A 23,964-nucleotide genomic window follows, 5' to 3' on the forward strand; every position below is an offset into this window, starting at 1 on the left:
CGGACCGGGAGTAATGATCGATGCCTGTGAACCCCGATATTGCCGCCTTCCTCGCGCTCGCAGCGGGTGGACGCGAGGACGGCAGGATGAAACCGATGCACGCCCTGTCGCCGGCGGAGGCCCGGCTCGCCTTCGAGCACACCTCCCGCATGATGGACCCCGGCGGCGAGCCGGTGGAGCGGGTGGAGGAGCTGTCCATCCCGACCCGCGACGGTGCCGTGCTGCCGGCCCGTCTCTATTCCGCCGACCGGACGGCGAGCCCGGCTCCGGTTCTGCTCTTCTTCCACGGCGGGGGCTATGTCGTCGGCAGCCTCGACTCCCATGACGGGCTGTGCCGGGCGATTGCGTCGAAGAGCGGGATTGCGGTCCTGTCGGTGGGCTATCGGCTGGCTCCGGAGCATCGCTTTCCCACGGCTTTCGACGATGCGCTGGACGCGCTGGACTGGCTCGGCAGGGCTGGTGCGGGACTGGGGCTCGACGGCGGTCGTCTGGCGGTGGGGGGCGACAGCGTCGGCGGCAGTCTCGCCGCGGCGATCAGCCTGAGGGCCGCCGCAGATCCAGGCCTGCCGCGCCCGCGTCTGCAGGTGCTGATCTATCCGGTGACCGACGCCACGGCCGACACCGCTTCGTTACGCCGGTATGGGGAAGGGCATCTGCTGGAGCGGGCGACCTTGGAGTGGTTCTATCGTCATTATGCCGGTGAGGAGGCCGACCGGCGGGACGGCCGCTTCTCGCCGCTGTTGGCGGAGCCTTCACCCGCTGTCGCGACCTCGCTGGCGCCGGCTCTGCTCGTGCTGGCCGAATGCGATCCGCTGGTCGACGAAGGGATCGCCTACGGGCACAAGCTGGCGGCGGCCGGCGCTCCCGTCGATGCGCGGATCTATGCCGGGATGACTCACGATTTCCTGCGGATGGGGGCCCTGGTGGATGAGGCGGAAGAGGCGCAGGATCTGATCGCCGATGCGATGCGCCGGCATTTGGCCGAGACTGGCTGACGGTCGTCACCAGCTGTAGGACAGGGTGGCCAGAACCGCACGGCGGTTGCCGTAGAAGACGGAGTTCTCGTAGAATCCCGGCGAGAAATAGCGTCGATCGAAAAGGTTGGTCGCGGTCACGGTGAGACCGGCGCCCTCGAGTGCCGGGCGGAGCCGTCCCAGATCGTAGCCGAGGCTGACATCGACCAGCATGTAGGAGGGGACGCGCATGCTGTTCGCGGCATTGTAGGTCGCGCCGACATAGCGCATCCCGATACCGGCGGTCAGACCGCCGGCCGCTCCCTCGTCGATATGCCGCCGCAGCCAGATCGCGGCGGCATGACGCGGCACCGAGGCCACCCGCTTCCCCGTCCTGTCGGTTCCGCCAGGGTAGGGCGTGTCGCGGGTGACCCGCGCGTCGGTGTAGCTGTAGGCCGCCGTCAGGTCGGTCGTGGCATCGAGAGCCGCCTTCGCCTCCAGTTCCACGCCGCGCGACCGCACCTCTCCGGTTTGGATGGAGTAGCCGGGATTGTCCGGATCGGCGGCAGTGAGGTTGCGCTGAACTGCACGGAACAGGGACAGGGTGAAGAGACCGTCGAAGCTCTCTGGCCGGTAGCGCAGCCCGGCTTCCAACTGTGTTCCCCGGCTCGGCGAGAAGGGGTGGCCCTGCACGTCGCTGTCGCTGTTCGGCTGGAAGGAGGTCGAGTAGCCGGCATAGGGCGTCAGGCCGCTTTCGAAGCGGTAGGCCAGCCCGACGCGTTTGGTGAAGGCCCGGTCGAACTGCGTTGTCTCCACCAGAGGACCATCGGACAGCCTGCCGACAGTCCCGGTACGGCTCCAGTCCAGCCGGCCACCGAGCGTCAGCCGCCAATTGCCGGCAGCGATTTCGTCCTGGGCATAGAGGCCGGTCTGGCGGATGCGGTCGGTCAGGTCGCGGGCAAGCGTCGCGTCCCAGCCATAGGAGCCGCCATAGACCGGCTCGAACACGTCGAGCGCATCGGCCACCGTGCCGTTCCGCCGCGTCTCGTGCGCCCGGTAGCGGCCATGATCGATGCCCGCCAGCAGGCTGTGGCGCAGCGGGCCGGTGGCAGCGTTGCCCTGCAGGCTGGTATCCGTCAGCAACGTCGAACTGGTCTTGGGCCGGTCCTGCAGCCCGAAGCGGTAGTAGCGGTCCGCTTCCAGCAGGCCCGACGACGCCCAGCTCGACAGATAGCCGACGCGGCTGCGGCTGTAGCGCAGGGTCTGATTCAGCGTCCAGTCCCCGGTCAGGGCATGCCGGATGTCGTAGCCGGCCGACAGGCTTCGCGAACGGTAGGAACTCAGCCCAGGATAGCCGAGGAACAGGCTCGAGCCCAGGCGGCCGTATGGATTGTCCAGCACCGTCCCCGCTGCCGGAAAGCTCTGCTCCGCCCCCATCTTTCGGAAATCGAGCCAGCTCGCGAGCAGCGTGATGTCGGTTTTTTCGCCAGCGGACCAGGACAGGGCGGGCGCGACATAGAGGCGGTCGTCCGGGGTGCGTTCGATCTGCGTGCCGCTTCGTCGTGACAGCATGGTCAGGCGATAGCGAAGCGTCCCCTCGGCGTCGATCCGGTCGCTGAGGTCGGCCGTGACCTGCCTCCGGTCATGGCTTCCGCCCTGCAGCTGGAGCCGATGGAGCGTGCCGCCGGTCGGGCGCTTGCTGATCAGGGCGATGGCTCCGCCGGGCGGCATGGCCCCATAGAGCGTGGAAGCAGGGCCTTTCAGCACCTCCACCCGTTCCACGCCGAAAGGCTCGTACTCCAGCCCATAGGGGTTGTAGCCGCTGCGCAGCCCGTCGATCATGACGGATTCCGAACTCTGGCGGAAACCGCGAACGAAGACGTCGATGGCACCCTGGCCACCGGGGTAGTCGATGGGGCGAACCCCGGCGCTGTAGGAGAGGGCGGCATTGATGTCCTGGACGTCGCGCCGGTCCAGATCCTCCCGCGTGACGATGGAAATTGCTTGCGGCGATTCCTCGATGGGCATTGCGGTTTTGCCGGCGCTGCCGCTGTGGCTGGGGAGCCGCGCTGCCTGTCCTGCGGACGACGGGCGGCCTTCCACGGTCAGGACCGGAAGAAATCCGGGGTTCTCCTGAAGCCGGCCGATCGTCACCATCCCGTCCCGCATCTCGAAGGCGAGGTCGGTTCCGCTCAGCAGGATGGAAAGGGCGTCCGCCGGATTCATCTTCCCCGACAGCGCACGCGAGCGGCGTTCGGCGAGAAGGTCGGGGCTGTAGAGAATCTGCAAGCCGGTCTGGCGGCCCAATCTGGTCAGCGCCTCCCGAAGGGGCAGGGCAGGGATCTCCAGCAGCATCTCCTGAACTGCCGGCTGTCCAATGTCGGACGGAGCGGGAGCCGGGTCGATGGAGGTCGAAAGGGCAGGGGTGGGCAAGCCCAGCGAGGCCGTCCAGAGCGCCGTCCAGCCGGCCCCGACCCTGCAGGCCGCCAGCCAGCCGAGCGTGGGAGGGTGGTGGCCGGCACCCCGGATTCGGGTGGTTGGGCGGAGCCCCGCGAGACGATCGGTCATCCAAAGCCCCTACAACGCACGCTGGAAACAGCACGGAGAAATTCTGCCGTTTCCTTGTTTGCAAATGATTGTCAGTTGCATTAGCCTGCGGCAGCTTGTCAAGCCAGAGGGATTGCAACCCCAACCGTGGCTTCACTCTGCACAAGGAACTTTCCATGCGACAGGTCGGATCCGTCGAAAGCCAGACCCTGTGCGACGTCTTCACCACGCACCGGCGCTCGTTGATCGGAGTAGCCGAGCGGATCACCGGTTGTCGCCACCATGCCGAGGATGTTGTCCAGGACGCCTTTCTGAAGCTTCTGGGTGCGGAATCGACCAGTTCCATCCGGGCCAAGGCGGGTTACCTGATGATGGTCGTCCGCAACCTGGCAATCGATCATTACCGCCGGAAGGGCATGGAGTCACGCTTGCTCGTAGCGGAGGAGGAAGGGCAGGCGGTAAGCACGCCGGAGGCGGCGTCGCCGGAAAGCGTAAACGTGAACCGTCAACTTCTGCAGACGCTCGAATCCGCTCTGGCCGATCTGCCGGAGCGGACCCGCTATGCCTTCGAGATGCACCGGATCCACGGCCATAGCCAGAAGGACATCGCGGCCACCCTCGGTGTATCGCCGACGCTGGTCAACTTCATGATTCGCGACGCGCTGATCCATTGCCGCAAGACGATGAAGCGAATTGACCCATTGTCCTGAACGGCGGCCCGGTGCCGCGCCGTATCCATCACCGCATGCCCGCAGCATCGACGAATTGCGGAAAGCCGTCGGCTCCATCTGCGACCTCCACACATCCGAGGAGTGCAGGAACCACCTCCGGCACACAACATATGCGTCAGATTAAACGCTCGAAACCTTAAACGCGCTTGGGCTGATCGCCCCGGTATTCGCCGGCCGGCCGGCATGCGCGTGTGCGGGCCCCGGCGTGCCCCGCGGTCTGCACCGCAGGGCGTGACGGGCAGGGGAGGCCCGGGCGGAATGCCGAGAGGTCAGAAGGTCATCGAGAGGGCCAGTTCCGCCGAGCGCGGACGGCCGAGCACCCAGCTGGTGTTTCCTCCGGCCACGGCATAGACCTCGTCGAACAGGTTGAAGGCGCGCAGGCTGAGCTTGGTGTTGTCGGTCGGCCGGTAATCCAGCCCGGCATTGACCACCGTGTAGGAGGGCCGGACGCTGGTGTTGGCGGCGTCGGCGTAGGTCTTGCCGACATACTGCACGCCGGCCCGCACCTCCCAGCCCGGCAGGAAGGACCAGTTCGCCCAGACATTGGCGGTGCGCTCCGGCACGCCGGTCGGCACGTTGCCGGCATAGGACACGGCGCGGCCCGACACCGTCTGGGTGAAGTCGTCATATTTGGCCCGCAGCAGCGCGCCGTTCATGTCGACCCGCACGCCTTCCCACAGGCCGAGCGACAGGGACGCTTCCAGCCCGCGCGAGGACTGCTGTCCGACCTGCACGGTCACCGCCGGCTGGTTGGGGTCGGTGGTCAGCAGCTTGTCCTTGACGATGCGGTAGGCGGCCAGCGTCCACTCGCCACGCCCTTCGAGGAAGGATTGCTTGACGCCGATCTCGATCTGCCGCCCGGTGGACAGATCGAAGTCCTTCTGCGTCGGCGACAGCGAGATCAGATTGCCGACCGGGTCGACGGCGGTGGCGTACTGGCCGTAGAGGGCCAGACCGGGAACGACCTCGTACACCGCGCCGGTCCTCCAGCTGGTGGCGCGGAAGTCCTTGGTGTAGGCGGTTCCCGCCGCCAGATCCCAGCGCTCGACGGTGGGGGCGTCGTAGCGGATGCCGCCGACCAGCGACAGCTGCGGCGTCACCGCCAGCCGGTCCTCGGCGAACAGGGAATATTGGCGGGTGCGCGACCGGCTGCGCGGAGAGGTGCCGGCGGTGTTGAGGAACAGGCCGGGCGCCGGGTCGAACGGATCGACCGTGCTGGACCCGCCATAGGGCGAGTTGTTGGTGTGCTTGAACTCGATCCGGTTCAGGTCGAAACCGCCGACCATCTCGTTCTTCATGCCGAAGACTTTGTTGCGCCAGGTCGCATCGAAGCGGTCACCGACCTGCCGCTGGTCGTGGTAGATCTCGATGTAGCTGCTGCGCTGGATGCGCCGGGTGGCCGCGGTCCAGGCGTAGCTCTCCACGTCCTTCCAGTGGCGGTGGCTGGTCAGGTGGTAGGCGGTGTTGCGCAATGTCAGCGCGTCGGACACCGCCCATTCGGCCTTGAGCTGGGTCCAGTTGTCGCGATAGCGGATGTCACTGTCGGCCACGTTGAAGTTGCGGTGCCGCAGCGCGCGGTCGAGGCTGCCCGCGATCAGCGGCGTTCCGAAATACTCCTGCGGCTGCTGGTCGCCATAGTCGTTGGACAGGGTGAGGGCCAGATCCGGTGTCGCCTGGAGCTTCACCGCGCCGGACAATGCGAGAGTCTTCGTGTCGCCGCGATCGACCCAGCCGTTGGAGCGGTTGCCGCTGGCGTCGAGCCGGTAGGACAGCTTTTCCCTCAGCGGACCGCCGCTGCCGAAGGCGGCGCGCCGGGTGCCGTCGGTGCCGATGGCGACGGTCGCCTCGTTGCGGACATCGGTGGTCGGGCGCTTGGGCACCACATTGACCACGCCGCCGATGGCACCCTCGCCATAGAGGACGGAGGCCGGGCCGCGCAACACCTCGATGCGTTCGGCCGACCATGCGTCGAACGGAAAGGTGACGGTGCCCGACCCGACATAGAGCCGCGTCCCGTCATAAAGCTGCATCACCGAGCCGTGGCCGGCGAAGCCGCGCGTCGCCAGCGACGATCCGCCGTTGCCGGGAGCCGCCAGCGTGGTGAAGCCGGTGGCGTTCTGGGTGACGGCCTCCGTCACGCTGGTCTGGCCGCGATCGCGGATGGTCCGGCCGTCGATCACCTCGACGCTGGCCGGAGTTTCCAGCGGGGTCAGGCCGAGGCGGCTGCCGCCGGTGTTCGGCCGGTCGAGCGCCAGCCCGGCGGCGTCGTCCGCCGCCCGGCCGGTGACGGTGACCGGGTCCAGCGTCACCGGCGGTTCGGATTCGGCCGCTCCGGCCGCCGCGGGGCCGAAGGAGGCGGCGACCAGGAGCAGTGTCGCCAGGGAACCGGAGCGGTGGCGGTTGTGCCGGCCGGAAACGATGCGGGCAGGATGGGCAGGAAGCATGGACAAAATCCCCCAGGATGAAAAAGGACGAGAAAGGGCATTCCGCGAAGTCGGTGCTTCGCGGCTGACAGGTGTGCGGGGTGCTGGGTGGACGGCGCCGGCGCCGTTCGGTCGAGTTGAAAAGCCGGACGGCCGGCATTCAGGGAGGCAGGATCACCCCATGGGGGCGTCCTCCGCCTGCCCCACCGGGCGGTTGCTGTGGAGGATGTCGGCGGTTTCAGGTGTGTCGGACAGCAGGAGGCCGGTGACGATGCGGTCGATCTTCGCGGGCGTCAGGTCGCCGTACCAGACGGCGTCGGGCTGGACGACCAGCAGCGGTCCGCGGTTGCAGGGGTAAAGGCAGCTCGTCCGCGCGCACATCACCCGGCGTGGACCGGCGTTCAGGGCGCGGTGCCCTTTCATCACCGTGCGCAGATGCTGGTACAGCGGCTCGGCACCGCGATGCAGGCAGCGGGCACCGACACAGACGAAGACCTGACGGCCATGTTCGGGGATTGCCGACCAGCCGGGCTTGCCAAGGCTGGGCTCGGTCTCGCGAACGTCCTTCGCAAGGCTGTCCGACGGCCCTCCGGCGATGCAGGTGAGGGCGATGCGGTCGATGGCGGCGGGCAGGTCGAGCGCGCTTTCCACCGGCGGTGCCAGCCGGACGGCCATCGCCGTTCCGGCCGCCGCCGCCCAATGGCTGAGCGCGCCCGGCAGCCACGCCGACAGGCTGGGATCGGCCGGCACCATGGCGGGAATGACCAAGGCCTCGGCCACGCCCTCCCGCTCCAGATCCGCGAGCACGCCGGGCAATGCCGGGCCGGACAGGTCGGCGTAAGCGGTCGCCACAGTAACGGCTTCGCCGCGCGCGGTGTGCCGGCCGGCCAGTGCCGTCGCGAGTGCCTTCAGGGCCTGCCCATGGTCGAAGGAGGCGCGTCCGTAGAGGACGATGGCGCGCCTGGACGGCGGGTTTGCCTGGGTCTGCGTCATACCGGGCTTCTCCGCCGCATCAGCCACAGGAAGAATGTGCCGCCGACCAGCGCCGTGACGATGCCGACCGGGATCTCGCGCGGGGCGAACAGGGACCGGGCAGCGACGTCCACCCACAGCAGGAGCAGCGCCCCGCCCAGTGCCGCCACCGGCAGCAGCGCCCGCAAATGGCCCCCGACGAGCATCCGCGCGATGTGGGGCACCACCAGCCCGACGAAGCCGATGCCGCCGCAGGCCGACACCAGCGCTCCGGTCATCAGGGCGGTGACGAGGAAAAGCTCCAGCCGCAGGCGCCCCGGATCGGTGCCGAGCGAGCGGGCGGCATCGTCGCCCAACGCCAGCGTGTTGACGGTCTCCGCCCGCAGCCACAGCCACAGCAGCCCGCCGACGACCAGTACCGCCGGAACGGGCAGGACGCTCCAGCGCGCGGTGCCGAAGCCGCCCATCATCCAGAACAGCGCGGCGTCGGCGCCGCGATCCGTCGCCATGACGATCAGGACATTGGTGACGGCGTGCAGGATGAAGGCGACTGCGACGCCGGTCAGCACCAGCCTTTCGCTGGTCACCACGCCGTCGCGCCCGCGTGCCGCGGCGAAGACGGCCAGCATCGCCGCGAGCGCACCGAGGAAGGCGGCGGCCGGCAAACCCAGCATTCCGGCGACCGCGCCGGCATAGAGCAGAACGGTCACCGCCCCCACCGAGGCGCCAGCCGACACGCCGAACAGATAGGGGTCGGCCAGCGGGTTGCGCGTCAGCACCTGAAGCACGGCCCCAACCGCCGCCAGTCCGGCACCGGCCAGCGCGCTAAGCAGCACGCGCGGCAGCCGCAATTCCCAGACGATGTTGCGCTCGGCCCGGCTGACGTCGGCGGGCGGGGCCAGCGCCGGCCACAGCTCGTGCACGACCACCGCCCAGACCTTGGGGATGGGGACGCGTGCGGCGCCGAACCCGACGGCAGCCACCGCAGACAGGGCCAGCGCGGCGGCCAGGATCAGCGACAGGCCCAGCAGGCGGGAGCGGTTCATGGCGTGAAGCGCTCCGGGTGCAGGGTCCGCGCCATCCGCTCCAGCGCCTCGACATTGCGGGTGGAGGGCGTCTGCTCGGCATAGGTCAGCACGATGAACTGCCGCTTGCGCACGGCCTCGACGTCGGCCAGCTGCGGTGCCGAGGTCAGATGGCGGATGGCGTCCTCGGCCGGGATCCGGTGCGCGCTGACGATGATCCATTGCGGATCGCGCCACACCATCTCCTCCCAGCTCACCCGGACATAGCTGTCAGGGATGTCGTCGAAGATGTTGCGCCCGCCGGCCAGAGCCATCAGCAGGCTGGTCATCCCTTCGCGCCCGACCGACAAGGGGGGCGCGTCTGTGTGGCACTGGTCGCAGTACATCACGCGCGGCCGGTTGGCGACGCCACCGACACGCTCCGTGATGGCGGCGACGCGGCGGCGGAAATCGGCGACCATGGCCTCGGCACGCTCCGTCACGCCGAAGATGGCGCCCAGCGCCAGCAGGTCGGCGTAGAGCGTGTCCATGCTGATCGGCTCGCGCGGGCCGATGCGGATGCAGCTTTCCCGCAGCGTGTAGGTCGCCACGCCCATTTCCGCCAGCCGGGCGGGGGTGAGGCCGCGCGCCTGATTGAAGCCATAGCTCCAGCCGGCGAACAGGAAGTCCGGATTGACAGACAGCACCGCCTCCAGCGTCGGCGCGCGGTCGGGCAGCCGGGGCAGCGCCGCGACCACGCCCGGCGGGGCGACCAGCCGGTGCTCCACCCCCTCGATGCCGGAAACGGCGACCAGGCGGTCGGCGAGGCCGAGATCCAGCATGGTCTGCGTCATGTTGGTGTCGTGGACCATCGGCCGCTTGGGGGCCGCGGCGAAGCGGGCGGTCTCGAAACAGTTGGCGACCTCGACCGGATAGGTTTGGGCGCAGGCGCCACCGGCTTGCAGGGCGAGGGCCAAGGCGAAGACCGTGGCGAGAGGCGGAGCGCCGCGGAGAAAGCGTCTCATCGTGCTGGCTCCGTAAGAGGCGACATCAGGGGCGACAGGTCGATGCGCAGCCGGCCGTCATCGGGGCGGCGGTCAACCGCCGCAGCGACGCGGTAGACGGCGGTCAGCCGGGCGGGGGTCAGTGCGTCCTCCGGCGCGGCATCGGCCTGGAGCCGGCCGTCGGCCAGCAGCAGGATGCGGTCGCACCAGCGGGCCGCCAGCTCGATGTCGTGCAGCGTCGCCACGACGGTGATGCCGAGCGCGCGCACGAGGTCGAGCACGGCGAAGCGGTGGTGGATGTCCAAATGGTTGGTCGGCTCGTCGAGCAGCAGGATGCGCGGACGCTGGGCCAGGGCGCGGGCGATCATCACCCGCTGGCGTTCGCCGCCCGACAGCTGTTCGACTGCCCGCCCGGAGAGCCCGGACAGTTCCAGCCGGTCCAGGGCGTCGGCGACGATGGTGCGGTCCTCCGCCCCGGCTGCGGCGAAGGGGGAACGGCGGTGGGCCAGGCGCCCCATGCCGACCACGTCGCGCACGGTGAAGCCGAGTGCTGCGGTCGAATCCTGCGCCTGGAGCGCCAGCTGGCGGGCCAGCTCGACCGGCCGCAGGGCGCGCGGATCGTCGCCGTCGATGAGAACCCGGCCGGCGGACGGGGTTTGCAGGCCGGCGAGGCAGCGCAGCAGCGTGGTCTTGCCCGAGCCATTCGGCCCGAGAATGCCGAGGATTTCACCGTCGGAAACCGAGAAACCGATGTCCGACAGGACCATGCGGCCGGCCAGCCGGCACCCCAGCCGCTCCACCGCGATGGTGGGGGGAGGGACCGATGCCTCTGTGGGGAGGGACGCTGACGCCATGCGTGCTTCCTGTCTTTGCGGACGGGGAGGCGTGGCGGACGTCTTGCGGAGCATGCGACGCGACCGGAGCGGAATCCGGGCACACGCATGGCAAGCGTTCCACCGGGACACCCCGCCCGAGGACGTTTCGTTGTGGTGCTGGCAGGTCTCCTGGCTTGCGGGTCATCGCCGTTCCGTCCGGCCTTCCCAGCGCCGATGGGCGCCAGTGGCTTGAAATGACGGTACGGCTCGCCGCTCACAGTTGCGGGGGCAGCCCCGGCCTCACCGCATTCCCCTTCGCAGGGTTGGCAGCTCACCGGGTTCCCTCTTAGCTTCCGGTGGCGAACCGCCGGAAGAACCAGAACCGGGACCATTCATGAGCGACGCGGCGCCCCCGGTCAAGCTTTGCGAACGAACAAAAGCATCGGAGAGTCCATATACAGAACGTTATGTTATAACATAACATAACGTGCCCTCATGCGGCCTGCAAGGAGAAGTTCGCCGGCGAATTTTGGGCCTGCGGGAAAATGCCGCTGATCCCGACTGCGGCGCTTCGGCTAATGTGCCGCACCCAATGCGTGCGGTTGCACGTGCGATGGGCAAGATGGATCGATGCACGGATCGGCATGAGCGCGACCCAGGACAGACTGCGACCCACGCGACGGGCCGGCCTTGCGGCCGGTGCGATTGCGCTGCTGTTGCAGGTCGTCGCCTGGGCCTGGATGCCCGCCGTCATCGCATCCGCCAATGCGGCCGAGAGCAGCCGGATCGTCATCTGCACGCCGGATGGGTTCAAGACCGTGGTTATGGACGACCACGGAATGGCAGGCGATCCGGCAGGCGACGAGAGCGATTCGGCGCAGAACGATTCGGGCCAAGGCGATCTGCTCCGAGGCAATCTGCTGATGTCGGGCGGCTCCTGCCCGCTCTGTCCGCTGATCGGTGGATTGGCGCTGCCGCCGCCGGATCTGCGGATGACGCGCTCGTCGGTCGGGCGCCACAGCCCCGAAGCCTTGCCCGGCGACGTGATCGCCGCCGGCTGGTTCCTCTCCACCCTCCAGGCCCGCGCGCCACCGGTCTGAGGCCGGAATCGCGGGTCGCCGCGCGGGATATCCGCGCGGCGACCCGCCCTTGCCGACCTTTCCTGTTCGCAGCCTTGCACACCCTTCGCACCGATGGCGCGGGGCCGTGTTCGGCTGGCCTCAGATCGAGATGTTCCATGATGTTGCGTTTCGCCGCGGCCGGCGCCCTGCGCGCCGCCCTGCTGTCCGGTGCTGCCCTCACCGCACTGTTTCCCACCGCTCTGTCCGCCCAGACCGTTTCACCGCTTGCCCAATCGCTTCCGGCGATTTCCGTGATCGCAGGCCCGGACGATGCCCTGGCCGCCGGCACCGCCCTGGGCGGGGATGGGCTGGCGGCCCGCCGGCCCACCACCGGAGACGTCGCGGCCCTGCTGCGCGGCCTGCCCGGCGTCAGCCTCTACGGCAATGGCGGCGTGTCGAGCCTGCCGGCGTTGAACGGGCTGGGTGCCGATCGCGTCAATGTGCTGGTCGACGGCGCGCCCGTCGCGCCCGCCTGCCCCAACCAGATGAACCCGGCGCTGTCCACAATCACGCCGACGCGCCTGTCCAAGATCGAGGTTCTGGCCGGGATCACGCCGGTCAGCGCCGGCGGCGACAGCATCGCCGGCACCATCGCCGCCGAAAGCGCGCCTCCGGTCTTCGCTCCGGCGGGGGAGGCGGTGCACACCGAGGGCAAGCTGTCGGCCTCCTACCGGTCGAACGGCCGTGGCGTGACGGGGGCTGCCGAGGCGTCCGTCGCCACCGACAGCCTCAGCCTGGGCTACAGCGGATCCTGGAGCCGGGCCGGCAACTACAAGGCCGGCGACGGCCAGACCGTCCGCTCGACCCTCTACAACGTGCAGGACAATGCGGTGACGTTCGGGGCGCGTCGCGACGGGCATCAGGTCACGCTGCAGGGCGGCATCCAGACCATGCCCTACCAGGGCTTTCCCACCCAGCGCATGGATCTGACCGACAACCGCACCGTCTTCCTGAACGGCCGGTACGAAGGCGCCTTCGACTGGGGAAATCTCGACGCCCGCGCCAACTGGCGGCGGACGCGGCACACCATGAATTTCCTTGAGGACAAGGGCGGCAGCGCCGGCGGCGGCATGCCGATGGACACGCTGACCACCGACGCCGGCTATTCGGTCAAGGCGACGCTGCCGCTGTCGGCGCGCGACACCCTGCGCGTCGGCAACGAGCTGCGCCACACCCATCTCGACGACTGGTGGGACCCGGTGGCCGGCAGCAGCATGATGAGTCCGCTGACCTACTGGAACGTCAAGGACGGCTCCCGCAACCGCCTCGGCACCTTCGCCGAATGGGAGGCAAGCTGGTCGCCGGCCTGGACGACGCTGCTCGGCGTGCGCAACGACGTGGTGTGGATGGACACCGGTGCCGTGCAGCCCTATTCCTGGCAGAACAGCATGGGCATGGGCATGGGCATGATGGCGATGGCCAACCCCGATGCGGCCGACGCCCGCGCCTTCAACGCCCGCGGCCATGGCCGCACCGACGTCAATTTCGACGCGACGGCCCTGGTCCGCTACACTCCCTCCGACACCAGCGCGATCGAAGCCGGCTATGCCCGCAAGACCCGCTCGCCCAATCTCTACGAGCGCTATGCCTGGGGCACCGGCGCGATGTCGAGCAGCATGAACGGCTGGTTCGGCGACGCCAACGGCTATGTCGGCAACCCCGACCTCAAGCCGGAGGTCGCCAACACCGTCAGCACCACCCTGTCGCTGCACGATGCCGCCCGCAAATCCTGGGAGGTCAAGCTGACCCCCTATTACACCTATGTGCAGGATTTCATCGACGTCGAGCGGATCGGCACGCTGAGCAACGGCTTCGTCAAGCTGCGCTTCGCCAACCATGACGCCATCCTGGTCGGCGCCAACCTGTCGGCGGCGGCCGGGCTGTACGAGGACGACAAGATCGGCTCCTTCCGCCTGTCCGGCGTGGTCGGCTGGGTGCATGGCCGCAACCTCGACACCGGCGATGCGCTCTATCACATCATGCCGCTGAACGCCCTGCTGACGATGGAACACCGGCTGGGCGGCTGGAGCAGCGCCGTCGAGGTGCAGGCGACCGCCCGCAAGGACCGGGTGGAAGCGGCGCGCAACGAGCCGAAGACGCCCAGCTATGCGCTGGTCAATCTGCGGACGGGATACGAGTGGGGCAATGTCCGGGTCGATGCCGGCGTCGAAAATTTGTTCGACCGTCAATATTCCCTGCCGCTGGGCGGTGTCGACTATGCCGATTTCCGGGCAGGGGGAAGCCGGGGCACGATCGGCGCGCTGCCGGGAGCGGGGCGGTCCTTCATCGCCGGCATGACGGTGAAGTTCTAAGGCGGACCGTCCGTCGCACCGCGCCTTACCCTGCCGAAGGTCCGCTCCATGCCCAAGCACCGGACGATTGCAGCCTTGCCCCGTCTCGCTGCGGAAACGGCCCCTGTTCCATCGGCCGCCCGGAGCTGGGCGGCGCGGTGGAGCCTGCCGTTGTCGCTCGCCTTGCACGCGGGGGTGATCGCCCTTGCGGTCGGTCTGCAATCACCGCCGGCTCCCCTGCCGGCGGTGATTGCGGTGGAGCTTTCCTTCGTCGCGGCTGCGGCAGAACCGGTGCCGCCGTCGGAGCCCGTTGCGGAAAGCATCAAGGCCGCGGAGGAGGGTGTCCGTCCGGAGCCGGTTCCGGACCCTGCGTCCGAGCCGCCGCAGCAACGGGAATCGGAGCCGCCTCCCGATGCCCCGATGCCACCGCTCGCCGACACACCAATCGCCGACACACCGGTCGCGGAGCAACCCGCGCTGGTCCCGGCGGAGCCGCTCAAGCAGGAAACCCCGCCGCCCGTCCGGCCGCCAATTCCGGCACGCCGGCCATCGCCCGGCCTCCCGCAGCGGACCCCGTCTCCCACCAGGGCCCTGCCGGCCGCACTCCCCCCGACGGACAGAGCCGGGCGCGCCGCTCAGCCGGCGGCGCAGGCGTCATCCGCACCGGCAACCCAACCAGCCGCTCCGGCGGCGGATTCGGCACCACCCTCGGACCCGCCTGCCAATTCCGACAGGCAGGCGGCCGATTACTTCGGCACGATCCAGGCCAGGCTGGCCCGTCACAAGATCTATCCGCAGGCCGCGCGCCTGAAGCGGGAGGAAGGCACCGTGCTGGTCCGCTTCACCATCGTCGCCGACGGCACCATCACGGGCTGGGCGATTGTCCAGGGATCGGGGCATGGCAGCCTCGACCGGGCTGCGGAGGAGATGATCCAGCGTGCGTCGCCGCTTCCCGCCATCCCTGCCGGATTGGGCCGCAACCGGATCGACATCACGCTTCCCGTTCGCTACGCGCTGCAATGAGCGCTTGCCGCTCACCGTGACAAAGCGGCCCGTCCGGCGCCGGTCAGGATCATGTCGTTCTGCGGGGCATGGACACGGGCGCACAGGACATCGCGGTGATGGCGCTCCAGCGGGTTGTCGCGTGACAGGCCGGGATTGCCGGTGACTTCCAGCGCCTTCGCCACCGCGTCGATGGCGTTGTTGGTCACCGTGTATTTCACCAGCAGGGCGTCGCTCTGCGAGGGCGGCGTGCCGCTGTCCACCGCCGCCGACAGGGAGCGCAGGAGGATGCGGTTGGTCAGCAGAAGTGACTCGATCCCGCCCAGAGCCTCTTGCAGGCGGGGGACGGTGGCGAGCGACGCACCGTTCAGCCCCGTCGGCTTGCGGGCGTGCAGGAAGCTGACCAGCCAATCGCGGGCGGAGCGGGCGATGCCGTCATAGACACCGCTGAACAGGGCGGCCATCCAGGCGGTGGCGACCGCGTCGGGGGCGGCCCAGCCGGCGGGCGGGCGCAGCTCGCCGGCATGGTCGTCGGGAACGAAGACGTCGTGGAACACCACCTCGTGGCTGCCGCTGGCCCGCATGCCGATGTGGTTCCAGCTTTCCCGCACCTCGATCCCCTGTTCGGCGAGGCCGGTGCCGCGCGGGACCACCCAGGTGCCGACCAGCGGTTCCACATCGTCGGTGCGGGCCCAGACACCGAGCCAGGACAGCGCCGGAATGCCGGTGGAGTAGATCTTGGTGCCGGAGATGCACCAGCCGCCCGGCACCTTGCGCGCCACTGTCGCCGGCAGCCCGCCGCGGTGCGGCGTGCCCAGTTCCGGCTCCACCCGCAGGATGTTGATCAGCGCGCCGTCGGTCGCGGCGGTGCGGGCGATGCGCTCACGCAGCGCCTCCGGCCAAGCGGACCCGCGCCAGAGCTGGTTGTGGATAACGTATTGCAGCACCAGGACCAGCGCGGTGGACGGTTCGCCGGCGGCGATCCCGTTGACCACAGCAAGCGCATCGCGCAGCCCGCCGCCCTTGCCGCCCGCCGCTTCCGGGGTGACCAGCGCCGGAAGCCCGAATGTTGCCAGCCGCTCGAAATTCTCGAAGGGGAAGCTGGCGGTGGCGTCATGTTCCGCGGCTCGCGTCGCGAACTCCGCCGACAGGGTGGCGATCAGCGAGGGGTCGACCGCCGGGGCGGGGACGGTCCCGGCGAACGGAGAGGCCGGAAAGGGCAGGTCGTCAAAGGGCATGGCAGGCAATCCCGCTACAGTGGAGCCGGTTCAGGCGAGGTCGACCGTGATGCGCCCGGCGAAGCGCTGGCTGTCGGTCGAACGCTTGATGACCGACACGCTCTTCAGCTCGTCGGTGTAGAGCGCCAGCTGCTGGCGCAGCTCGTCGCCGATGGGGGTGACGTTGTGGGCGTGGCTGCGCAGCATCGCCTCCAGCTCCTCCACCGGGAATTTGGGGGCGAAGGGGGCATAGGCTGCGGCGGCGGCGCGCAGGTCGGCGTAAGCCGCGTGCTGCGCCTCGATCAGCGCTGTGGTCAGCGCCTTGGCCGCCGGGCGGTTGTCTCGCAGCAGGCTGCCGCGCACGCCGACGAGGCAGCAGGTGCGGGTGGCGAACTCGCCGCAGACGTTGTTGGTGATTTCCACCATCTGCGGGTTCTTGGTCTGGCTCCACACCAGCGGGTCGCCGTCGGCAATGGCGTGGATTTCCCCCTTCTCCACCGCCAGCCCGAGCAGGTCAGCGGGGAACTGGCGCCATTCGACGTCCTTGTTGGGGTCGAGGCCGAACTTGGTCAGCACGACCGAGAAGAAGTTCTTCGACGGGCTGGCCATGTCGCTGACGCCGATGACCTTGCCCGGCAGGTCGAGCACCGTCTTCACCCCGGCTGCCTTGGCCCCGAACAGCCGCATGCAGCCGCCATGCAGGCCGGCGGAGATCTTCACGTCGAAGCCCTGCTCCAGCGGCTTCAGCCAGCGCAACGCCATGCCGACGCCGGCATCGGCCTTGCCGGTGGCGATGGCCTCCAGCAGCTGGTCGGTGGAGCCGGTGAAGTTGACCAGCTCGACCTCCAGCCCGTGCTTCTTGAACAGGTCGAGCTGGAAGGCCAGCGGCACGGCGGAGAAGCAGACGGCCCCGGCGTTCCACGACAGGCGCAGCGGTTCCGCCGCCGCCGCCCGACGGCGCAGCACGAAGGGGGCGGCGAGGGTGATGGCGCCGGCGGTGATCAGGCCGCGGCGGGACAGGGGACGGGAAAGGGGAGGTGCCGGATTCGCGGTCATTGGTCTTGTGCTTTCGCGAAAGGTGGGACGGGAACGGTTCAGTCGAGCAGGTCGGGTTCGGCCGCGACGATCCACTCCCACAGCGGGTGGAAGTTGTAGGCGCCGCCCTGGTGGGTGCCGACCTGGGAGCGGGTCAGCAGGGCCGTCTCATGGTCAATGGGCTGGGGCCGGCCGGCGGCCTCGGCCAGCAGCTGGGTGTGGGCGGCGTTGTCGGCGCTGATGAACCACCATGCGGCGGCTTCCACCGTCGGGCCCACGGTGAGCAGGCCGTGGTTCTTCAGGATCGCCAGCTTCCGGTCGCCCAGCGCCTCCACCAGCCGCTTGCCCTCACCCTCGGTCAGGACGACGCCGGAATAGGGGTCGAAGATCACCTGATCCTCATAGAAGGCCGCCGCATCCTGGCTCAGCGGGGCGAGCGGCTGGCCCAGCGCCGACCATGCCTTGCCGTAGGTCGAATGGGTGTGGGCGGCGGCCACCACGTCGGGACGCGCCCGGTGGATGGCGGAATGGATGGTGAAGCCGGCCTGGTTGATGGCGCGGTCGCCGTGCAGGATGGTGCCGTCGCCGTCGACCAGATGCAGGTCCGACACCCGGATGGTGCGGAAATGCTGGCCCAGCGGGTTGATCCAGAAGCGGTCGGGATGCTCCGGATCGCGGGCGGTGACATGGCCGGCCAGTCCCTGGTCGAAGCCGTAGCGGCCGAACAGGCGGAAGGTGGCGGCGAGCCGCTGCTTGCGGTGCTGCCGCTCCTCCTCGACGCTGGTGTAACTGACCGGATCGACCGGCGGCCAGAATTTGCGCGGTCTCGGCTGGATATGGGTCATCGGGCGGGGGCTCCGTCTGGAAAGGGTCAGTAGCCGGTGCCGGCGTCCACCACGTCGCGCAGCGGTTCGCCGCGCGCGTAGGCGTCGAGGTTGGCGAGGATGCGGTCGGCCAGCCGCCGCTCGAAATCCGGGGCGGACCACGAGACGTGCGGCGTCAGCCGGATCGCCGGATGGCGGTAGAAGGGGTGACCGGCGGGCAGCGGTTCGGGGTCGGTGACGTCGAGCGTGGCGTGGGCGACCCGGCCGCTCTCGATGGCGGCGAGCAGGGCGTCCTGATCGACCAGCGCGCCGCGGGCGACGTTGACCAGATGCAGCCCCGGCTTGGCCTGCGCCAGCAGGCCGGCACTCACCAGCCCGCGGGTGGCGGCAGTCAGCGGCAGTGCGAGCACCAGATGGTCGCTGACCGCCGCCAACTCCTCCAGCCGGTCGAACGGTTCGACGCCCGGTTCCGGCTCGGCCCAGCCGGAGCGGCGCACCGCCCCGACGGCCATCCCGAAAGCGAGCGCCCGCTCGGTCACCGCCCGGCCAATGGCGCCGAAGCCGGCCAACCCCAGCCGCTTGCCGGAGATGCTGCCCAGCGTCTCACGCCGCCAGTCCTCCGGTCCGGCAAGGCGGATGGCCTCCCACCGCTTCTCAACGGTCAGGATCGCCGTCATCGCGTAATCGGCGATGGCCGCCGCCGACACGCCGCGGGCGCAGGTGACGACCGGGGCGCCACCGAGCAGCCAATGCGGGTAGAAATCCATGCCGGTGGACGCCGACTGGATCCAGCGCAAGCCCTTGCCCCAGCCGGTGGGAGGGGCGGCGGGCGCCTCCTCCCACCCGATCAGCGGACGGGTCAGCAAAACCTCGACCCCGGTTGGGACCTGCCACGGTGCGTGGCCGGCCTCATGCGTCAGCACCGTGGGGCGCGAGGGGTGGGCGGCGATGCGCTCCCCCACAACGGGGCCAAGCTGGTTGAGGATGACCGGAGACCGCGCTGGCACGATGCCTCACTCCGCAGCGACGGCCTGGGCGCGCTGGCGCTCGGCCACCAGCTGGCGGACGCGCGGCAGCAGGTCGCGGCCATAGGCGATGGCGTCTGGCAGCGGGTCGAAGCCGCGGATCAGGAAGGTGGTGACGCCGAGGTCGTAATAGTCGAGCAGGGCGTCGGCGACCTGATCCGGCGTGCCGACCAGCGACGTGGAGTTGCCCTTCGCCCCGGTCAGGGCGGCGATGGCGGTCCACAGGCGCTTGTCGTGGCGATGCCCCTTGTCGGCGATGGCGAGCAGGCGGCGGGCGCCCTCGTTGTTCGGCAGGTCGCCGCGGGTGAAGCCGGTCTTCTCCAGCAGCGCCTTGGCCTTTTCGTAGATGGCCTCGGCCTTGGCCCAGGCGGCGTCCTCGGTCTCGGCCAGGATCGGGCGCAGCGACAGGCTGAAGGCCGGCTGCGGACGGCCCGCCTTGGCGACGGCGGCACGCACGCGGGCCAGAAGTTCGCGCACCTGATCGTGGGTCTCCCCCCACACCGCATAGGTGTCGGCATGGCGTCCCGCCACCTCGACCGCCGCGGCGGAGGCGCCGGCGATCCACACCGGGATGCCCGACGGGTTGTAGGGCTTCACCTGCGAGAAGGCCTTCTCGACCTGATAAAAGCGGCCCTGATAGTCGAAGGGCTTGTCGCTGGTCCATTCGGCGCGGACGATGTCGAGGAACTCGGAGGTGCGGGCATAGCGGTCGTCCTTGTCGTCCACAAGGTTGCCGTCGCGGGCAAGCTCGCTGCGCTCGGCGCCGGTGATGACGTTGATGGCGACGCGGCCGCGGCTCAGCTGGTCCAGCGTGGCGAACTGGCGGGCGAGGATGGTCGGCGCCTGGAAGCCGGGGCGGTGGGCAATCAGCACGCCCAGCCGGTCGGTGACGCTGCTGATGTGCTGGCTGACCTGAAGGCTGTCCGGCGCATCGGCATGGAAGGCCTGGAGTACGGAATCGAAGCCGCCCAGCTCATGCGCCTTGGCGACCGTCTCGATATAGTCGCGGTCCACCACCGGGCCCTGGCGCGGGATGATCTCCGATGCATTGTGGTTGCCGACGAAGCCGACGAAGCGGAGCGGATGGGCGGAGGCACTGTGGGAGGCGGTCATGGCGGTGGTTCCCTTTTTATGGCTGGCGAGGGATTGGGGTGGCGCCAACTGGCCGATAGGGCTCAGCTGAGCGGACGCGACAGGATGTCGGTGAAGCGGCGGTCGAAGGCCGGGGCAATGTCGATGCGCTTCGGCAGGACGCCGAGCTGGTGGAAGGTGTCGGCGACGTTCTGGGCCGAGGCGATGTCGGCATCGGTGATCGGCGCCAGATCGCGCTGGCGTGAATTCTTGCGCAGGATTTCCAGGTCGGTTTCGACCGGCACGCCGATGGCGGTGGAATGGACCTGTGCCCAGCGCTCCAGATTGGCGGCGCGCCAGGCGAAGGCGCGGCGCAGCCGCAGGAAGTAATCGCCGATGGCGGCCGACTTGCCAGGATCGGCCAGCGCGTCGGGCGAGGCGAGATACAGGTAGTTGCCCGACAGGTAGCCGTTGGAAGTGACGAGGACCCGCGCGCCCTTCTTGATGGCGAAGGGCACCGAATAGCCGTAGATCGCCCAGGCATCGAGCGCGCCCTGCTCGAAGGCGGCCTGTCCCTCCGACGGGGTCAGGCTGATCGGCTGGATGTCGGTAAAGCGCAGCCCGGCTTCGCCAAGCATCTTGGCGAGATAGTATTGCGTGGTGGTTGCGCGGACATAGCCGACGCGCTTGCCCTTCAGGTCGGCGACCGATTTGATCGGGCTGCCGGGCGGCACCAGCACCACCTGCCAGTTGACGTCGTCCTTGACCACCGCGACGATGGACAGGCGGGCGCCGGCGGCGATGCCGAAGGCGGGCGGGATCTCGCTGCTGGAGCCGACGTCGATGGAGCCGGCGTTGATCGCCTCGACGATCAGGTTGCCCGATGCGAACTCGGCGAACTGCGACCGGAAGCTGGACCCGGCATTGCCGGACGCCTCCAGCGCCAGCCCGTCCAGCGCCTTGTAGTCGGCGATGTGCAACACGGTTTCGGAGGCTGGGCCGGAGGCACCCTGTGCAAGGCCGGGCAGGGTGCCCAGCGCCAGGGCGCCGCAGGCTCCGCGCAGCAGAGTGCGGCGGCTGAACGGGGAGGCGGGGAGGCGGACAAGATCGGTCGTCATGGCGTCGGGTCCGTCGGCGTAGAGGGTCAGAGGCTGGGTGCGGCGGCGGCACCGGCGGGCAGGCCGTAGCCGCCGGGCCTTGCACCGGCTGTCTGGGCGCCGGTTGCCTGGGTGCCGCTTGTCCTGGTGTCGGTTGCCGTGGCGTCGGTGCGCTGCGGTTCCCGTGCGGCCAGATGCTCCTCGTCGACGCCCAACTCGGCCAGCAGGCGAGAGCGCAGCGCGATGAAGCCGGGGTCGCCATGGCGCCGCGGACGGGCGAGCGGGATCGGGATGTCGGCGGCGATCTTGCCGTCCGCCATCACCACGGCGCGGTCTGCCAGCAACAGCGCCTCGTCCACGTCGTGGGTCACCAGCAAGACGGCGGGGGAATGGGCGCGCCACAGCGTCTCCACCAGACCCTGCATGCGCATCCGGGTCAGCGCGTCCAGCGCCGCGAAAGGCTCGTCCAGCAGCAGCAGGCGCGGTTCACGGACCAGGGCGCGGGCCAGCGCCGCCCGCTGCGCCTCGCCGCCCGACAGGGTCAGCGGCCAGGCATTGGCGCGGTGGGACAGCCCGACCTCCGCCAGGGCCGCGAGGCCGCGGGCTTCGGCATCCGGACGGCGCAGGCCCAGCGTGACGTTGCGCAGCACCCGCATCCAGGGCACAAGCCGCGGCTCCTGGAACACCACGGCGCGCTCGTCCGGCAGTTGCACCGTGCCCTCCGGCGCCGGGTCCAGCTTGGCCAGGGTGCGCAGCAGCGTCGACTTGCCGCAGCCGGATCGGCCGAGCAGCGCGGTGAAGGAGCCGGGCTGAAGGTCGAGCGACAGGCCGTCCAGCACATTGCCGTTGCCGAAGTTGCGGACGAGGCCGCGGACGCTGACGACAGGCTTGCCGATGGTGGACTGGGAGGCGGGGATTCGGGAAAGGGCGTGGCTCATGGAGGGTCACTCCTTGATGAAGGCCGGGCGCCAGACCAGTGCCCTGCGTTCGATGACGCGGACGATCAGGTCGGCGAGCAGGCCGAGGATGGCGTAGACGATCAGGGCGACGATGATCACGTCGGTGCGCAGGAACTCCCGCGCCGTCATCGCCAGATAACCGATGCCGCTGGAGGCGTTGATCTGTTCGCCCACCACGAGGCTGAGCCACGCCACGCCGAGCGCGTAGCGCAGGCCGGTCAGGAAGGCGGGCAGGGCCCCCGGCAGGATGACCTGGGCGATCATCTCCCCCCTTGTCAGGCCCAGGGTGGAGACCGCCTCCACCACCTTGGCGTCGACGGTGCGGATGCCGGCGGACAGGTTCAGGTAGATCGGAAAAGCGGTGCCGAGTGCGACGAGCGCGATCTTCGGCGTCTCGCCGATGCCGAACCACAGGATGAACAGCGGAACCAGCGCCAGATGGGGCAGGGTGCGCAGCATTTGCAGCAGCGCATCCAGCGCATCCTCCCCCCGCCGTGACAGGCCGGCGATCAAGGCGCAGACGGTGCCGACCGACACGCCGATCGCGAGCCCGGCGCTGACCCGGCCGAGCGAGACCAGCAGATGCACCGCCAACTCGCCGCTGACCGTCAAGTCCCAGAAGGCCGTCAGGATCTGGCTGGGCGAGGGGATGGTGCGGGTGGAAATCCAGCCCAACCCGACGCTGGCCTGCCAGAGGACCAGCAGGGCCAGCGGCACCGCACAGCGGCGCAGACCCGCCGGAAGAGCCCCCGCCGGAAGCGTCCATCTCCGGGATCGGGATCCCGTTCGTTGGGTTGCGGTGGCTGCCGTCATGTTCCCTCCCGATGCCGGTCATTGCGGTGGCTACGGGAGAAAGCCTATTCCTATTGCGTGAATAGGAAAAACAAAAAACACAAACTGCAATGTTGAGAAAAACTTAAGTAACGTGAATTTTGTGTTGTTAATGTGCGCCCGCGTCACGCAGGACCGCGGCCAGCGAGTCCGCCAGAATCCCGTGCAGACGGTCGACCGCCGGGTTGGCGGCGGACGGCGCGCGATGCAGTTCCAGCGGGACCGAGCCCAGTTCCGGCAGGTCATGATGCGGCTCGAGGGGCGCCAGCGTTTCGGGCAGGCCCAGCGGTGTGCGGATCGTGACGCCCAGCCCGGCTTCCACCGCCGCCCACAGGCCGGACAAGCTGGGGCTGGTGAAGGTGATGCGCCACGGGCGCCCGCCACCGTCCAGCCGCTCGATGCCGTGCTGGCGGAACATGCAGGGCGCGTCGAGCAGGGCCAGCGGCAGGGTGCTTTCCCGGTCGGCGCGGAATCCGTCCGGTGCGACCCAGGCCACCGGCAGATGGGCCAGAGTGGCCGCTCCGGTCGTCGTCCTTGCGGAATCGCCGCCGATCTCACCGAAGGCCAGGGCGAGATCGAGCGCCCCTTGCGCCACCCGCTCGCGCAGTTCGCGCCCGCGGCCGACCTGGGCCTCGACATGGATGCGGGGATGGGCGCGGTGGAAGGAGCCGAGCACGGATGGCAGCCAGCGTTCCGCCAAATCCTGGGGAAAGCCGACCCGCACGGTGCCCTCCATCGCCCGGCCGCGGGCGGCCGATAGCGCCTCGTCATTCAGGGCGACGATGCGGCGGGCATAGCCGAGCAGCAGGTCGCCCGCATCGGTCAGCGCCACCGTGCGGCCGGCCTTGCGGAACAGCGGCTGGCCGACCTGCTCCTCCAGCTTCTTCATCTGCAGGCTGATCGCCGACTGGGTCCGCCCCAGCCGTTCGGCGGCGCGGGCGAAACCGCCATGCTCCATGGCGATCACCAGCGCCCGCAGCACATCCATGTCGAGGTTGGTCGGAAGCATCGCCATCCCGCATCGCCTCCCTGCGGTTCGCCG

Annotated in this window: 20 protein-coding genes and 1 riboswitch; of the genes, 5 read left to right on the forward strand and 15 right to left on the reverse strand. The window is 69.3% G+C overall.

The genetic code is table 11. The annotated features are described in order from the left end of the window. Positions 1 to 86: 86 nt before the first annotated feature. A complete protein-coding gene (locus ACWPN8_RS25085; protein WP_492242687.1) occupies positions 87 to 995 on the forward strand; it encodes an alpha/beta hydrolase in 909 nt (302 codons plus the stop codon). Positions 996 to 1,001: 6 nt separating this feature from the next. On the opposite strand, the gene ACWPN8_RS25090 is transcribed toward ACWPN8_RS25085, so the two are convergent. Beyond that, positions 1,002 to 3,521: a TonB-dependent siderophore receptor gene (locus ACWPN8_RS25090; protein WP_492242688.1), complete on the reverse strand. Its 2,520-nt coding sequence runs from the start codon at positions 3,519 to 3,521 to the stop codon at positions 1,002 to 1,004. Between the two features lie 155 nt (positions 3,522 to 3,676). On the opposite strand from ACWPN8_RS25090, the gene ACWPN8_RS25095 reads away from it, so the two are divergent. Further along, complete coding sequence (locus tag ACWPN8_RS25095; protein WP_109447244.1) at positions 3,677 to 4,210, forward strand: RNA polymerase factor sigma-70; 534 nt, start codon at positions 3,677 to 3,679, stop codon at positions 4,208 to 4,210. A gap of 290 nt (positions 4,211 to 4,500) precedes the next feature. On the opposite strand, the gene ACWPN8_RS25100 is transcribed toward ACWPN8_RS25095, so the two are convergent. The 5 genes from ACWPN8_RS25100 to ACWPN8_RS25120 form a co-directional block, all read right to left on the reverse strand. Beyond that, the gene (locus ACWPN8_RS25100; protein ID WP_492242689.1) at positions 4,501 to 6,675 is read right to left on the reverse strand and encodes a TonB-dependent receptor; all 2,175 of its coding nucleotides are present in this window, start codon (positions 6,673 to 6,675) and stop codon (positions 4,501 to 4,503) included. Positions 6,676 to 6,828: 153 nt separating this feature from the next. Continuing rightward, positions 6,829 to 7,647 (reverse strand): (2Fe-2S) ferredoxin domain-containing protein, encoded by an 819-nt coding sequence (locus ACWPN8_RS25105; protein ID WP_492242690.1) that lies wholly within the window; start codon positions 7,645 to 7,647, stop codon positions 6,829 to 6,831. Continuing rightward, entirely contained in the window at positions 7,644 to 8,672 is a 1,029-nt protein-coding gene (locus tag ACWPN8_RS25110; RefSeq protein ID WP_492242691.1) for a FecCD family ABC transporter permease, read from the reverse strand. Before ACWPN8_RS25110 ends, ACWPN8_RS25105 begins: the two co-directional genes overlap by 4 nt. Further along, complete coding sequence (locus tag ACWPN8_RS25115; protein ID WP_109447236.1) at positions 8,669 to 9,655, reverse strand: ABC transporter substrate-binding protein; 987 nt, start codon at positions 9,653 to 9,655, stop codon at positions 8,669 to 8,671. The genes ACWPN8_RS25110 and ACWPN8_RS25115 overlap by 4 nt, the downstream gene beginning before the upstream one ends. Continuing rightward, positions 9,652 to 10,488, reverse strand: coding sequence for an ABC transporter ATP-binding protein (locus tag ACWPN8_RS25120; protein WP_492242692.1), 837 nt, complete (start codon positions 10,486 to 10,488; stop codon positions 9,652 to 9,654). Before ACWPN8_RS25120 ends, ACWPN8_RS25115 begins: the two co-directional genes overlap by 4 nt. 123 nt (positions 10,489 to 10,611) lie before the next feature. After that, positions 10,612 to 10,845: riboswitch (cobalamin riboswitch) on the reverse strand. A 248-nt stretch (positions 10,846 to 11,093) separates the two neighbouring features. Between ACWPN8_RS25120 and ACWPN8_RS25125 the strand changes: the two genes are divergently transcribed. The 3 genes from ACWPN8_RS25125 to ACWPN8_RS25135 all read left to right on the forward strand — a co-directional run bounded on the left by ACWPN8_RS25125 (position 11,094) and on the right by ACWPN8_RS25135 (position 14,884). Then, entirely contained in the window at positions 11,094 to 11,549 is a 456-nt protein-coding gene (locus tag ACWPN8_RS25125; protein WP_492242693.1) for a DUF2946 family protein, read from the forward strand. Positions 11,550 to 11,686: 137 nt separating this feature from the next. Continuing rightward, positions 11,687 to 13,882 (forward strand): TonB-dependent receptor, encoded by a 2,196-nt coding sequence (locus ACWPN8_RS25130; RefSeq protein ID WP_492242694.1) that lies wholly within the window; start codon positions 11,687 to 11,689, stop codon positions 13,880 to 13,882. 150 nt (positions 13,883 to 14,032) lie between these two features. After that, entirely contained in the window at positions 14,033 to 14,884 is an 852-nt protein-coding gene (locus tag ACWPN8_RS25135; RefSeq protein WP_492242695.1) for an energy transducer TonB, read from the forward strand. An 11-nt stretch (positions 14,885 to 14,895) separates the two neighbouring features. On the opposite strand, the gene ACWPN8_RS25140 is transcribed toward ACWPN8_RS25135, so the two are convergent. From ACWPN8_RS25140 to ACWPN8_RS25180, 9 genes are all read right to left on the reverse strand, one after another. Then, complete coding sequence (locus ACWPN8_RS25140; protein WP_492242696.1) at positions 14,896 to 16,101, reverse strand: acyl-CoA dehydrogenase family protein; 1,206 nt, start codon at positions 16,099 to 16,101, stop codon at positions 14,896 to 14,898. A 30-nt stretch (positions 16,102 to 16,131) separates the two neighbouring features. Then, the gene (locus ACWPN8_RS25145; protein WP_492242697.1) at positions 16,132 to 17,136 is read right to left on the reverse strand and encodes an ABC transporter substrate-binding protein; all 1,005 of its coding nucleotides are present in this window, start codon (positions 17,134 to 17,136) and stop codon (positions 16,132 to 16,134) included. A 38-nt stretch (positions 17,137 to 17,174) separates the two neighbouring features. After that, positions 17,175 to 17,960, reverse strand: coding sequence for a class II aldolase/adducin family protein (locus ACWPN8_RS25150; RefSeq protein WP_492242698.1), 786 nt, complete (start codon positions 17,958 to 17,960; stop codon positions 17,175 to 17,177). A 26-nt stretch (positions 17,961 to 17,986) separates the two neighbouring features. After that, a complete protein-coding gene (locus ACWPN8_RS25155) occupies positions 17,987 to 18,946 on the reverse strand; it encodes a D-isomer specific 2-hydroxyacid dehydrogenase family protein (RefSeq protein WP_492242699.1) in 960 nt (319 codons plus the stop codon). A 6-nt stretch (positions 18,947 to 18,952) separates the two neighbouring features. Continuing rightward, positions 18,953 to 20,077 (reverse strand): LLM class flavin-dependent oxidoreductase, encoded by a 1,125-nt coding sequence (locus ACWPN8_RS25160; protein WP_492242700.1) that lies wholly within the window; start codon positions 20,075 to 20,077, stop codon positions 18,953 to 18,955. 62 nt (positions 20,078 to 20,139) lie between these two features. Continuing rightward, positions 20,140 to 21,153, reverse strand: coding sequence for an ABC transporter substrate-binding protein (locus tag ACWPN8_RS25165; RefSeq protein WP_492242701.1), 1,014 nt, complete (start codon positions 21,151 to 21,153; stop codon positions 20,140 to 20,142). A gap of 26 nt (positions 21,154 to 21,179) precedes the next feature. Continuing rightward, positions 21,180 to 22,070 (reverse strand): ABC transporter ATP-binding protein, encoded by an 891-nt coding sequence (locus ACWPN8_RS25170; protein ID WP_492242702.1) that lies wholly within the window; start codon positions 22,068 to 22,070, stop codon positions 21,180 to 21,182. Between the two features lie 6 nt (positions 22,071 to 22,076). Beyond that, the gene (locus ACWPN8_RS25175; protein ID WP_492242703.1) at positions 22,077 to 22,808 is read right to left on the reverse strand and encodes an ABC transporter permease subunit; all 732 of its coding nucleotides are present in this window, start codon (positions 22,806 to 22,808) and stop codon (positions 22,077 to 22,079) included. 223 nt (positions 22,809 to 23,031) lie between these two features. Further along, positions 23,032 to 23,937 carry a LysR substrate-binding domain-containing protein gene (locus ACWPN8_RS25180; protein ID WP_492242704.1) on the reverse strand — a complete coding sequence of 302 codons (906 nt, stop codon included), beginning with the start codon at positions 23,935 to 23,937 and terminating at the stop codon, positions 23,032 to 23,034. Positions 23,938 to 23,964: the final 27 nt, after the last annotated feature.

Source organism: Azospirillum sp. UENF 112521 (genome assembly GCF_058780665.1).